This window comes from Streptomyces sp. NPDC030840 (assembly GCF_055572015.1).
On sequence record NZ_JBVIEE010000001.1, the window covers coordinates 727,181 to 739,759 of the forward strand.

General features: G+C 72.0%; 9 protein-coding genes. 4 read left to right on the forward strand and 5 right to left on the reverse strand.

From position 1 onward, the window contains the following. Positions 1 to 20: 20 nt before the first annotated feature. Positions 21 to 4,562, reverse strand: coding sequence for a glycoside hydrolase family 2 TIM barrel-domain containing protein (locus tag ACZ49J_RS03055; RefSeq protein WP_467447507.1), 4,542 nt, complete (start codon positions 4,560 to 4,562; stop codon positions 21 to 23). Between the two features lie 466 nt (positions 4,563 to 5,028). On the opposite strand from ACZ49J_RS03055, the gene ACZ49J_RS03060 reads away from it, so the two are divergent. The 3 genes from ACZ49J_RS03060 to ACZ49J_RS03070 all read left to right on the forward strand — a co-directional run bounded on the left by ACZ49J_RS03060 (position 5,029) and on the right by ACZ49J_RS03070 (position 7,139). Next, positions 5,029 to 5,901 carry a PaaX family transcriptional regulator gene (locus tag ACZ49J_RS03060; protein ID WP_467447694.1) on the forward strand — a complete coding sequence of 291 codons (873 nt, stop codon included), beginning with the start codon at positions 5,029 to 5,031 and terminating at the stop codon, positions 5,899 to 5,901. Between the two features lie 180 nt (positions 5,902 to 6,081). Then, the gene (locus ACZ49J_RS03065) at positions 6,082 to 6,417 is read left to right on the forward strand and encodes an ArsR/SmtB family transcription factor (RefSeq protein ID WP_467447508.1); all 336 of its coding nucleotides are present in this window, start codon (positions 6,082 to 6,084) and stop codon (positions 6,415 to 6,417) included. Continuing rightward, a complete protein-coding gene (locus ACZ49J_RS03070; RefSeq protein ID WP_467447509.1) occupies positions 6,417 to 7,139 on the forward strand; it encodes a cation efflux transmembrane domain-containing protein in 723 nt (240 codons plus the stop codon). The genes ACZ49J_RS03065 and ACZ49J_RS03070 overlap by 1 nt, the downstream gene beginning before the upstream one ends. Before the next feature lie 193 nt (positions 7,140 to 7,332). On the opposite strand, the gene ACZ49J_RS03075 is transcribed toward ACZ49J_RS03070, so the two are convergent. Further along, positions 7,333 to 7,479, reverse strand: coding sequence for a hypothetical protein (locus tag ACZ49J_RS03075; protein WP_467447510.1), 147 nt, complete (start codon positions 7,477 to 7,479; stop codon positions 7,333 to 7,335). A gap of 226 nt (positions 7,480 to 7,705) precedes the next feature. Here ACZ49J_RS03075 and ACZ49J_RS03080 point away from each other — a divergent pair, with 226 nt between their 5' ends. Next, positions 7,706 to 8,149, forward strand: coding sequence for a GNAT family N-acetyltransferase (locus tag ACZ49J_RS03080; protein ID WP_467447512.1), 444 nt, complete (start codon positions 7,706 to 7,708; stop codon positions 8,147 to 8,149). 93 nt (positions 8,150 to 8,242) lie between these two features. Here ACZ49J_RS03080 and kstD read toward each other — a convergent pair whose 3' ends face one another. The 3 genes from kstD to ACZ49J_RS03095 all read right to left on the reverse strand — a co-directional run bounded on the left by kstD (position 8,243) and on the right by ACZ49J_RS03095 (position 12,560). After that, on the reverse strand, positions 8,243 to 10,054 hold the full coding sequence (gene kstD / locus ACZ49J_RS03085) for a 3-oxosteroid 1-dehydrogenase (protein ID WP_467447513.1): 1,812 nt from the start codon (positions 10,052 to 10,054) through the stop codon (positions 8,243 to 8,245). A gap of 204 nt (positions 10,055 to 10,258) precedes the next feature. Further along, positions 10,259 to 11,299: a rod shape-determining protein gene (locus ACZ49J_RS03090; protein WP_467447514.1), complete on the reverse strand. Its 1,041-nt coding sequence runs from the start codon at positions 11,297 to 11,299 to the stop codon at positions 10,259 to 10,261. Between the two features lie 901 nt (positions 11,300 to 12,200). Continuing rightward, complete coding sequence (locus ACZ49J_RS03095) at positions 12,201 to 12,560, reverse strand: CU044_2847 family protein (RefSeq protein WP_467447696.1); 360 nt, start codon at positions 12,558 to 12,560, stop codon at positions 12,201 to 12,203. Between the last annotated feature and the right edge of the window lie 19 nt (positions 12,561 to 12,579).

The following is a 12,579-nucleotide window of genomic DNA, read 5'->3' on the forward strand; positions in this document are numbered from 1 at the left end:
ACCGCGGGAGAGAGCCGTCGTCATGAACCGACCCGGCCGGTTCCGCAGTGCACCGTCGCCGCCCCCCAGTCCCCGTGGTCCCACGCGTTGCCGTCGCCGCCGTCGCGGACACGCAGGGTGAGACGCTCGGCGCCACCGATCGGAGCCCGGACCTGCGTGGCGCTGTCCTCACCGGTGAGGACCTCGCTGCCGTAGACCTTCTCTCCGTCGGCGTAGACCTCGAAGACGACGCTTCCGTTCGCGTCCGCTTCGTCGTCCACGCCCACCTCCGCGGTGAACGTCGAGCACGCCCCGCCGAGGTAGGTCGTCACCGTCGACTCGGCGTGCACGCCGATCCCCTTGTCGTAGGTCCTGCCGCCGATGGTGAGAGGCCTGCCGTCGCCGGGCGCCGACTCTCCGTTGCTCATGTCCCGTTCCACCGGCCCCCAGCCGTTGTCCGCCGTGATGAAGTCCTGATCGGACACGGGGACGTCTCCGCGGGGCGGGGGTGGCGTGCCGTCGAGGACGAGGGGGGCCTCGCCCCGCACCCGCGCACCACCCGTGGAGGTCGCGGAGACCGCGGCGACGGCGGTCCGCCGGCCGTCCGGACTGCCGGCCCCGCGGCTGATCACGACGTCCACGGTCGCGGACTCGCCGGGTGCCAGGTCACCGGCCTCCGACGAACCCGGCGTCACGCTCCAGCCGGACGGCGCCTCGAAGGACGCGGAGACGTCGGTCAGCCGGCCGTTGCAGGGGTTGGTGACGGTCAGCTTCCCCGGCGTCGACTCCCCCGCGCCGATGCCGGTGTCGTCGGCGGTCAACTCGGCCCCGGGTACGCAGACCACCGGACCTCGCGGGGTCCCCGTGCGCGCCTCGGTGCCGGTGAGGGGCCGCAGGCGGAGGGTGTACGCGTACTCCTGGTCGGGCCTCACCTGGTACTCGGGCAGCACGGTGTGGAAGGTCTCGCTCACTCCGCTGACCGCGTGGTCCAGCCGCAGCGTGTTGCCCCGCGGGTCGCGCTGCAGGGCGAACGGGTAGGCGGCGCGGTCGAGATCCTGGTACGGAGTGACGCCGGCGGAGAAGTCCTGGGAGCCGGAGACCAGGAGCCCGCTCCGGCCGTCGGAGAGGGACGCCCAGCGGACGTCCTCGTGGTTTCCGTAGTCCTGCGGCCGGGTGTAGCCGGAGAACTGGTCGTCGACGTCGGTGGAGTACACGCCGACGGGAGAGCCGTCCTCGCGGTCGTTGTAGTTCTCCTGCGGGCCGCGGCCGTACCAGGTGAACCGGTCGTAGCGGTCCGGGAGTCGGAGGGAGAGACCGATGCGCGGCAGGTACGGCACGGTGCGTGCCCTGCCGCGCGCCTCGGCACGGTGGTCGATGCGCAGCTCCCCGGTGCCGGTCACGGTGTAGCGGAGGGTCTGGGTGAAGGAGGAGTCCTCGACCCCCGGTGCGGCGACGGTGCTGGGGACGGTCACCGTGACCGCTCCGTCCCGTTCGGCGACCGTGACCTTCCCCGGCTCGGTCCGCAGCCGGTCGAGCCCCGCCGCGCGCCACGATCCGTCCTCGGAGCCGATCTCGTTGCTGACGGGAGCGCGCCATACGTCCAACTCGGGTCCGCCGCTGAGCAGTTCGCGCCCGCCGGCCTTCATGGAGATCAGCTCGCCGCTCTCGCGGCCGAAGGTGTAAGCGAAGCCCTTGCCGGAGAGGGTGATGCGGTCCCTGGTCTCGGTGGCCGTCACCTTGCCCGGCGGTTCGGGGCTGAGGACTCCGGCGAGTTGCCGTCCGCCGACGCCGAACTGCTCGACGGCGACGGTGTGCCCGGCCTCGGCCCAGGCGGTGTCCTTCGCCTGCACGGCCTCCACCGTCAGCCGGCGGTCGGCGTCCTTGGGGTTGGCGGGAGGTGTGGTGAGCCGGACGTCGGCCTCGGCGCCGGGGGCGAGGGAGAACGGCCGGGTCCCCTGGGCGAGGACCCGCGCACCCTCGGTGATCCTCCACCGCAGCCGCAGGTCGCCGGTGCCGGTGAAGGAGCGCTCGTTGAGCACGGTGACCTTCCCGGCCCCGGCGTTCGCGTCGCTGATCCGGATGGGCGCGTGGACGGCGGCCAGGGCGTGGGCCTCGGGCTGAAGGGTGCGGTCGGCGGAGACCACCCCGTCGACGCCGCCGGTGCCCGCGCCGTACGAGTCGTACTCGCCCTCCTTCTTCAGCGTGTCGAAGTCGAGGGCCAGGACGGCCTCGGAGGCGGGGTCGGCGTCGAGTCGCCGCGGGGTGAGCGCCTTGTGGTAGACGCGCACCTGGTCGATGGTGCCGTGGGCCATGCGGGTGGTGATGTTCTCCTGGCCGGTCTCCGGGTCCCGGCCGATGTTCACCGGCTGGGCGGAGTAGGCGACCGTTCCGGTCCACTCGGTGGACGCCGCCTCCTTCCCGTCGACGAACAGCTTGAGCCGCGCGCCGTCGAAGGTTCCCGAGACCCGGTGCCAGGTGCCGTACCAGTCGGCGGGCACGCCGGCCGAGGCCGTGTGCCATTCGCCGTCCTCGCCGTACACGAAGAACTCCAGGGTGTCCTTGTCGCGCATCTTGAGGGCGTAGCTGTGGTTGCCCTTGGCGATCACGGTGAAGTCACCCGTCCAGTCGGCGGGTCTGACCCAGGCGTCCAGCGTGAGCGCACCGGACGCCTCGTCGAGTTTCCTGTCGCGGTAGACCTCCACGAAGTCGTCGAGACCGGAGAGCGAGAGCGCCTTGCCCTTCTTGCCGGGGACGTGGGCGGGCTTGCCGCTGGGGTACGCCAGGATGTCGTTGCCGGAGGAGTCGGGGGTGGTGATCAGGGGCTGGGTGATGTTCTGCTCGGCCCAGTCCCAGATGAAGCCGCCCTGCACCTGGGGGTACTTGCGGACGACGTCCCAGAACTCGCGGAAGTTGCCGAGCGAGTTGCCCATGGCGTGCGCGTACTCGCCCATGATGACCGGTTTGGTGGTGGACTTCGCCTTGTCCTCAAGGCCCGAGGGCGAGGGGTAGCGGGGGCCCCAGATGTCGGCGAACGGGGCGTCGCCGTCGGGTGAGTTGGGCTGGTGGTAGAGGGGCCGGTCCGGGTCGTTGTCCTTCAGGAAGTCGGCCATGGCGTAGTGGGCCTTGCCGAGCCCGGCCTCGTTGCCGGTGTCCCACATCAGCACGCTGGGGTGGTTCTTGTCCCGCTCGTACATCGCGGTGAGGCGGTCCATGAACGCCTTCTGCCACTCGGGCCGTTCGGCCAGGCAGTTGTCCGGGCAGCCGTCGTGGTGGTGGGTCTCGATGTCCACCTCGTCGGCGATCCACAGCCCCCGGGTGTCGGCCTGCTCGTAGAAGTACGGGTCCGACGGATAGTGCGAGGTGCGTACCGCGTTGATGTTGAGCCGCTTCATCAGGGCGACGTCGGAGGCGGTGCGCTCACGGGTGGCGTAGCGGCCGGTTCGGGGGTCGGTCTCGGCGCGGTTGGTGCCCTTGACCAGGATGCGCTTTCCGTTGACGAGGAGCTGTTTGTCCTTGATCTCGATGTCCCGGAAGCCGACCGGTTGGGTGGTGGTGTGGGTGACTCGGCCGTCGGGTCCGGCGAGTTGGACGAGGAGCGTGTAGAGGGCCGGGGTCTCGTCGGTCCACTTGGCGGGGTCGGTGACCTCGGCCCTGAGGGTGGTGGACGCGGCCCCGTCCTTCGGGTCCACGGTGCCGGACATCGTTGTCACCTTGCGTCCGCGCTGGTCGTAGAGGGTGCCGGTGACCTTGCGCGGGCCGCTGCCGGTGGCGCCCTTGGCGGCGACCTCCACGTCCGCGCTGAGCCGGGCGTCGCGGTACCCGGCGTCCAGGTCGGTGCGGATGGTGACGTCCCGCAGGTACGTCCTGGGGGTCGAATACAGCTCGACCGAGCGGAAGATGCCGGCGAACCGCCACTGGTCGTAGTCCTCCAGGTGGGCTCCGGAGCCCCAGCGGTGGACCTGGACGGCGATGGTGTTCTTGCCCGGGTGCAGCTTCTCGCTGATGTCGAACTCGGCCGGGGTGTAGCCACCCTGGTCGTAGCCCACGTACGAGCCGTTGACCCAGACGAGATAACCGCTGGTCACCCCCTCGAAGCGGAGGAAGGTCTCGCGGTCCTTCCAGCTCCGCGGCAGCTCGACGGTGCGTACGTACGCCCCGGTGGGGTTGATGTCGCGCGGCACCTTCGGCGGGTCGTCCGGGTACATCTCGGTGGGGATGTTGCGGAACATCGGGTGGTCGAGGCCGTCCGTCTGCCAGGTGTGCGGGACGCGTACGCCGCGCCAGCCGCTCCCGCCAGTGTCGTACCCCTCCGCGAAGAAGTCCTTCGGTACGTCCTCGGGGCGGTCCGACATGTGGAGTTTCCAGGTGCCGTCGAGCGACCTGGTCCACGGGCCGTCCGGCTCTCCCGCGAGGGCGCTTCGGGTGTCGGCGTAGGGAGTCAGCTCGGCGTGCGCCGGCTCCTGCCCGACCGCGGTCGCCTCCGGGTCCTCCAGCAGGGAGTAGACATCCGATGGGCGCGTGGGGGTGTCGTCGGCCGCGGCGGACGGAAGGGGCGTCACCAGCGCTGCGGACAGGGCCAGCACGGCGAGCCCTCGGAATCCTCGTAAGGTTCGGCGGAGTGGGGGCATCCGGGGTTCCACCCTTCTGGGGGCACGAAATCACTCCAGACTCAACAGGCCCGCACAGTACCCAACAGCTGACGGGGCGCCAAGAGGGGCGACGTCGCCGTCTCGAACGGCCTGTCCCCTGAACGCGGCCAACGGAACAGCCACTCCGGAAAGGGGGGTCGGCGCTCTTCTCCTCCGGCCGGTGATCCGGCATCATGCTCTGACGTCTCTTCAGAGATCCGATCTATCGAGGGTGTGCGCCCCGTAGGGGAACCGCAGGGAACCACGGCCGGACGCCTTCGCGTCTTCTGCGCGCTCGCCCTCGCCACGGCAGCGGTACTCGCCTCCGTCGAGGCCGCCGGCCGGTACCGGCCCTCAGCCCACGCCGCCCGTACTGCCCGCGGCGGGCGGCCTTACCCTTGCCGACGTGAGACTCTCCGAGATGAACTCCTCCGACCCTCGGGAAGGGGAGTCCGGTGCCGCCGCCCCGGGCTCCCCGGCCGGCCCGCAACTGCGCCCGCAGTCGCTGCTGCTCGCCTTCTTCGGAGACCACGTCCTGGAAGAGGGCCCGCTGTGCGTGTACTCGGGCAGCATCATCGATGTCCTCGGACGCGTGGGAGTCGGGGAGCAGGCCGTACGCTCCACCCTCACGCGCATGGTGGCCCGGGGCCTGCTGCAGCGCCGGCGGCAGGGGCGCCGCATGTACTTCGGCCTGACCCCGCACGCGACGCAGATCCTGGACAAGGGGCGGGAACGCGTCTGGCACACCAGCGCGGTCAACGACGACTGGGACGGCACCTGGACCCTGCTCGGATTCTCGCTGCCCGAAGCCTGGCGGCACCGGCGCCACGACCTGCGCTCCCGGCTCACCTGGGCCGGCTTCGGCCCCCTCTACAGCGGACTGTGGATCGCCCCGGGTGACGTCGACATCTCCGAGATCGTCGCGGAACTCGGCATCGCCGCCCATGTCAAGATCTTCCACGCGCGCGCCGACGAGGCCACCGACATCGATGTGATGATCCGCGACACCTGGAACCTCGAAACCGTCGCCGCCCGCTACGCCGCCTTCGAGAAGCGCTGGATCACCCACGTCGGCGATCACTCCGGCGACCCGCTGGCCACCCACCTGTGCCTGGTCGCCGAGTGGCTGGGCACCATCCGCGCGGATCCCCGGCTGCCCGCCCGGCACCTGCCGCCCAACTGGCCCGCTCGCTCGGCGGAAGAGATCTTCCGGCGTATCGCGGAGCAGACCGGGGAGCCCGCCCGCCGCGTGGCCGCCGATCTGCTGGAGACGACGGTCCTGGAGCCCTCCTGAGCTTGCTCGGGCGCCTGGCGCGGCCACGGCGTTCCTGGGCGGCCTCGTCGGCCCGCCGGCAGCACGTGTGCCGGATGGCCCGGGATCAGGTAGGGGAAGCGCAGGAGGCGCATCCCCGGACCCACCGCCGCCCCTTGATCCATGACTTCCTGAATTCAGAGATTCCTGTACTCTCGGAGCGTGCTGACACTCGCTTCCGACATCGACGTGCTGGCCCGGTTCGGCCGTGCGCTCGCCGACCCGATCCGCTGCCGCATCCTGCTGGCGCTGCGCCAGGCACCGGCCTACCCGGCTGACCTGGCGGACGCCCTCGGCATCTCGCGGACCCGGCTGTCGAACCACTTGGCCTGCCTGCGCGACTGCGGTCTGGTTGTCGCCCTTCCGGACGGCCGCCGTACCCGTTACGAGCTCGCCGACGAACGTCTGGGCCACGCGTTGGACGACCTGCGTACCGCCGTGGTCGCCGTGGAGAGCGACCGCATCTGCCCGGACGCCGGCGAGAAGGGCTGCTGCTGATGACCGCTGGGGCGTTCCTGTCCCTCGGCCCCGGCCCGGCCCGGCGTGAGGCGCTCGCCCGCCGGATACGGCTGCTGGTCGCCGCGACCATCACCTACAACGTCATCGAGGCGATCGTCGCCCTCACCGCCGGCACGCTGGCCTCCTCCACCGCGCTGATCGGCTTCGGGCTGGACTCCGTCATCGAGGTCTCCTCCGCCGCGGCGGTCGCCTGGCAGTTCTCCGCCCGGGACCACCAGGTCCGCGAAGCCCGTGAGAGGACGGCCCTGCGGGTCATCGCGGTCTCGTTCTTCGCGCTCGCCGCCTATGTCGCCGTTGACGCCGCCCGTGCGCTGAGCGGCACCGGGGAGGCCGAACGCTCCGTCCCCGGCATCGTCATCGCCGCAGTGTCCCTCGCGGTGATGCCGTTCCTGTCCGCCGCCCAGCGTCGTGCGGGCCGCGAACTCGGCTCCGCCTCGGCGGTGGCCGACTCCAGGCAGACCCTGCTGTGCACCTACCTGTCGGCGGTGCTGCTGGCGGGTCTGGTCCTCAACGCCCTGCTCGGCTGGTCCTGGGCCGATCCGATCGCAGCTCTCGTCATCGCCGTCGTCGCCGTCAAGGAAGGCCGGGACGCGTGGCAGGGCAAGGGGTGCTGCGCGGCCCCTGCCGCGGCGGCAGTGCCGTCCGCCAGTACCCGGGCCGACGCGTGCGGCTGCGGCCCCGGCTGTGACTGCCGCCACTGAGGCTTCATCCGGCTGTTCCGAGACCTCGGCGGTGTCCGGCGCGGGCGGACCGGCGGACGCGGCCGGCGCCGTGACCGCCGACGATGTCGGTTCCCGCTTGGGGGTGTTCCGCGTTCACCGGGGTGTTTTCGGGGGCCTTTTCAGGGGCCTTCTCAGGGGTGTGGGTGCTTCCGCGGGCGGACGGCGGTTCCGATCACTCCTCCTCCGGAGGCATGACCGGTGTCACCGTGGGCACGATGTACGCGGCTGCGGCGGCGAGGAGGCTGGTCGCATCGGGCACGGTAACACCCCGGGACATCGGGTCCCCGACGACCGGGCACAGGCATGAGGAGGCCGTCATGAACCGCCACATCCGCATCCGTACCAGCCGTCGACCCTCCGCTCCGCGTGACCTCACGATCGACCGGCGCACCCCCTCTGGGCGCGTCCTTCCCTACTGACTGCTCTCGTCCCGCTCTCACCGCTCACTGGAACCGACCGTCGGAAGGGGAGGTAAAAGGGGAGGCAAAAGGGGCGCCACCGGAATGTGGTTGACGCTCCGTGGGGCGTACGGGTTTGCTGCCGCGGTGACCGATCTTCACATCAAGCACGTGGACGGCGACGCACCGGTCGAGGACCTCGAGGACTGGCAGCGCGTCCACAACACGATCATTCCCACGCACTTGCTCTCCCTCGACGACGTTCGCGGGCGTGCCGGACGCAACCACCTCGAACTCGCCTACGCCGACGGCGTCCTCGTCGGCAACTCGACGGTCAGGCCACCCGAGGACGGCACGGCCACGGTGATCGCCCGTGTGCTCGAAGGGCACCGGCGGCAGGGCTTCGGCGAGCGGTTGTACGCGCGCGGGCTGGAGCGTGCCCGGGAGCTGGGCGCCCGGGTGATCGAGACGGTCGTCCTGGAGTCCAACACGGACGGACTGCGGTTCGCGCTGCGGCACGGGTTCGTGGAGGTCGAGCGCTATCTGCTGGAGGGCGACACGATCCCGTGGATCGACCTGCGGCTGAGGTGAGAAGGCGCTGAGAAGGCGCTGAGAGGCGTTGAGAGGGCGCTGAGAAGGCGCTGAGAGGCGTTGAGAGGTCGCTGAGAAGGTGCCGGGAAGGCGTCACGACAGGCCCGCCGCGTCCCGCGCCGCAACGTACCCGAACGTCATCGCGGGGCCGATCGTCGACCCCGCGCCCGCGTAACTGCGGCCCATGACGGCGGCGCTGGCGTTGCCCGCCGCGTACAGGCCCGGGATCACCGAGCCGTCCGGGCGCAGGACACGGGCCCGGGCGTCCGTGAGCAGGCCGCCCTTGGTGCCGAGGTCGCCGGGGACGATCCGGAAGGCGTAGTACGGGGGCAACCAGAGCGGCGCCAGGCAGGAGTTGGGGCGGACGGAGGGGTCCGTGTAGTAGTGGTCGTACGCGCTGTCGCCGCGCCCGAAGTCGGTGTCGTCGCCGCCGCGGGCAAAGGAGTTGAAGCGGTCGACGGTGGTGCGCAGGGCGGCCGCGGGCACGCCGGTCGAGGCGGCCAGCGCGTCGAGTGTCCACGCCTTGTGTACGGCGCCCGACTCGTACCACGCGTCCGGGAACACGAAGGTCGGCGCGACGTCCTTGAACAGGTACCGGTTGCGGTAGTTCTGGTCGACGATCAGCCAGGCCGGGATGTGCGGTGCCCCGGGCCTGTCCCGCTCGTACATGGTGTGGACGACGTCGCTGTACGGCGCGGCCTCGTTGACGAAGCGCGACCCGGCGGCGTTGACGAGGAGCCCGCCGGGGAGCGTGCGTTCGGCGAGGCAGAAGTACGGCTGGTCGGGCAGCGGGATCGCCGGGCCCCACCAGGCGTCGTCCATCAGGTCCAGTGCGGCGCCCGCACGCCTGCCCGCCCGGATGCCGTCGCCGGTGTTCTCCTTCGCGCCGACCGTCCACGCGGTGCCGATGGGCTGCTCCTGGTACTGCTCGCGCATGGCCGCGTTGTGCTCGAAGCCGCCCGAGCCGACGATGACGCCCCGGCGGGCGCGCAGCAGGCCGGGAGCGCCGTTCCTGGTGACGACCGCCCCGGTGACGGCCCCGTTCTCCGTGAGCAGGTCGGTCAGGGGCGTACCGAGCCACACCGGCACACCGGCCGCGAGCAGCCCCGCCCGCAGGCCCGCCGCCAGCGACTGCCCCATGGTGAGCGGCTTCTGGCCGAGCAGCGCCGCCTTCGTGCCCCGGGCCAGGCACTCGGCGGCCACGGAGAGCCCCTTCGCGCTGACCGCGGACAGGACGAGCCACTTGTAGTCGGCGCTGAAGACGACCATCCCGGCCGGGACGGTCATGTACGACGGGTTCAGCCGGGCCAGCTCCGCACCGAGGATGTTCCCGTCGAGCTGGTCGGGCTCGACGGACCGGCCCTGCGCCAGCCCGCCCGGCAGCTCCGGGTAGTAGTCGCTGTAGCCCTCCATCCAGCGGAAACGCAGTGGGCTGTGGGCCATGACGAAGGACAGCATGGCGGGCCCGTGGTCGAGGAAGGCCTTCTGCCGGTCGGCGGGGACGTCGTCGCCGACCACGGCCGCGAGGTAGGTGGCCGCCTTGGCCGGGGTGTCGGGCACCCCGGCGCCCAGGATGACGGAGTTGTTCGGTATCCAGATGCCCGCCCCGGAACGGGCCGCCGAGCCGCCGAACGTCGCCGCCTTCTCCACGACGACACAGCTCAGCCCCTGCCTGGCGGCGGTGAGCGCGGCCGTCATGCCGGCGGCTCCGGAGCCGACGACCACGACGTCGTACGTCCCGAGGAGGGGTGGCGCGGCCGCCTGGGCGCGGTTCGGCAGTCCGGCGCCGAGAGCCGCACCGGCGCCCGCCGCGCCGAGCACGCGCCGGCGGGAGGGGCCGGGGGAGGGGAGGCGTGCGGTACCGGCGACAGGCGTACGTCTCGCGGGGCCCGTGCTCGTGGACATGGCGGACAGCCCCCGTCTTCCGGGTTCCTGATACGGAGTCAGGAATGTGACGCGGGGACCTTGTGAAGTCAAGGGAGTACGCCGAAAACTCCGCTCGACGAGGACGTCTTCCTGTTGACGAGGACGTCTTCCTGGTAGCGGTGATGCCCGGTTCGATGCGAGAGATGTCAGTGGCTGCCGGGGACATGGCGCGCGGGGCCCGGTTCACTCATCCGGTTCGAGGTTCAGCTCCAGCGGTTCGACGCGGCCCTCCAGCATGGCGCCGAGGCCCTCGATGGCGCACAGTTCGGGACGCTCGGCGATGCTCACCGGCATGCCCGTGGCCTGCCGCAGCATCTCGTCGAGGCCCGGCAGCAGCGCGCTGCCGCCGACCATCGTGATCCCGCGGTCCGCGAGGTCGGCCACGAGGTCGGGCGGGCAGTCCCGCAGCACCTTGCCGATGCCGTCGAGCACGGCCGTGAGCGGGGTCTGGATGGCGTCGCGCACGGCGGCGGTGTCCACCTTGACGGACCGTGCGAGCCCGGTGGCGACGTCCAGTCCGTGGATCTCCGTGGAGGCGGGGCCGTGCGGGGTCAGCCCGTTGCCGGCCAGGGCGAGCTGAAGCGGCCGTACGGACTGGCTGGGCAGGATCAGCTCGTGCTGGAGGCGCAGGTGCTGCACGATCGCGTTGTCCACGGCCTCCCCGCCCACCGGGATGCGCTCGGAGGTCACGATCGCCCCGAGCGACAGCACGGCCAGCTGGGTCGCGGCGGCACCGCACACCATGATCATCGTGGCCTCCGGGCGCTCGACCGGCAGCCCGCAGCCGACCCCGGCGGCGACGATCGTGTCGACGAGTTCCACACGCCGGGCACCGAGACCCACCAGCGTCTCGACCGCCGCGCGCCGGCCCAGCGGGTCCGCGTCGTTCGGGGTGCAGGCGGCGGCGCGCAGGAACGGCTTGCGGCGCAGCGCGCGGCGTACCTTGTCACCGAGCAGCTGGCGCAGCATGCGCTGGGCCATCTCGATGTCGACGACGCTGCCGCCCGACACGGGGCGCACGACCCGGATGTAGTGGGGCGTACGTCCCGTCATCCTCTCCGCGAGCTCCCCGACCGCGATCAGGGCGCCGGTCCGGGTGTTCACGGCGGCCACGCTCGGCTGGTCGACGACCAGGCCGGCGCCCTTGACGTACACACGGGTCCGGGACGCCCCCAGATCGACGGCGAAGTGGCAGCGGCGCAGCTGGTCCAGCCTGGCGGTCATGGGATCCTCCCGGTGGCACGGACCGCGTGGTCCTGGGCGGCGGTCTTCTTGCATCCTGCGCGGCGGGAGGAGTGCGGCGCCCTTCGGGATGGGCCGGGTGGGGGGCGGCCGGACGGGTGAGGGCGGCTGCTGCTGACGTGGAGTCAGGCGGGGCTGACCGCCTTGAGGGGCGGTTCCACGCGGGTGACGGCGCACCGGCGCCCGCGTCCCGCGGCCGCCGCTCGTCCTCCTGGCCGGTGACCTCCGACGGGCGGGCGGACCGAGCGCGGAGGCGGCGGTGAGCTCGTCGACGGAGGAGCCGTGAGGACGGCGTCCTCCGGCGCGGTGTGCGGGGGCTCCAGCGCGCGGAACTCGCAGTCGGGGTGCGGGCGGTCGGGGTGCGGGTAGTGGGGTGCGGGTAGTGGGGGTGCGGGTGCCTGGCTGGGCGGCGCTCGGCGTGTGCGGCTTTCGCGGGCGGCCTCGGGCAGCAGGCCGCGGTCGCGCGAGGTCTGTGATCGACAGGAAGAGTCGGGTGCGGCGGGAGGTGGGCGGCGTCGTCGGCGCAGCCGTGGACACCGCCGGACGTCGGCCCGGTGAGCTCCGCCGGACGTCGGCCCGGTGAGCCCCCGCCGGGACAGGTGGGCGGCGACGGCGTCGGACGAGTGGTCCGTGACGGCGACGGCGACGTCGACGCCCGGGCCCCGGCCGGCGAGCGCGTGGACCAGGGGGCCCGCGACGGACGCCGGTACGGCGGCTCCGGGGTTCCGCTGTTCGATCCCGGTCCAGCGCCTGGCTCAGTCCGGGTGCCGGACGGTGGTGTGCGCGGGGGCGCAGGAGGCCCAGCGGTTCATGTTTCCTCTCTCCCGCCGCCGGGCGCCACGGGCGCGGCCGTGCCCGATCGCGCGCGGAGGAGCCGCACCCGTCATGACGTCGGCGGGGTCTCGGGGGAGGTGCCGGAGCGCTCGGGCGACCAGGAGAGCCTGACCACGAGATGCCCCTCGACCGCGCTCTTCGCGATCAGCGCGCCGGCCTCGGCGGTGAGCTTCACACCGAACTCGATCTCCACCCCGTCGGGTCGCAGCGAACCGTCCCGGAAGACCCGCAGCGCGGACGCGGCCGCCGAGCGCACGCCCTCCAGGGAGCCCTCGAAGGTCCGTGTCGCCTGCAGCGCGCCGCCGTCCCCGCGGGCCACGAGACGGGAGCCCGAACCGGCTCCGTCCTCTACGGCCTCGACGGTGACCACGGCACCGTCGTCGGTCGTGAACTCCACCAAGCCTTCCACCACGCCCCCGTCCTGCTCG

Bases quoted from the DNA above. Each gene is read 5' to 3' on its own strand.
- ACZ49J_RS03060 (WP_467447694.1), top strand. From the start codon at position 5,029: ATGAACTCCTCCGACCCTCGGGAAGGGGAGTCCGGTGCCGCCGCCCCG.
- ACZ49J_RS03070 (WP_467447509.1), top strand. From the start codon at position 6,417: ATGACCGCTGGGGCGTTCCTGTCCCTCGGCCCCGGCCCGGCCCGGCGT.
- ACZ49J_RS03075 (WP_467447510.1), bottom strand. From the start codon at position 7,479: ATGACGGCCTCCTCATGCCTGTGCCCGGTCGTCGGGGACCCGATGTCC.
- kstD (WP_467447513.1), bottom strand. From the start codon at position 10,054: ATGTCCACGAGCACGGGCCCCGCGAGACGTACGCCTGTCGCCGGTACC.
- ACZ49J_RS03090 (WP_467447514.1), bottom strand. From the start codon at position 11,299: ATGACCGCCAGGCTGGACCAGCTGCGCCGCTGCCACTTCGCCGTCGAT.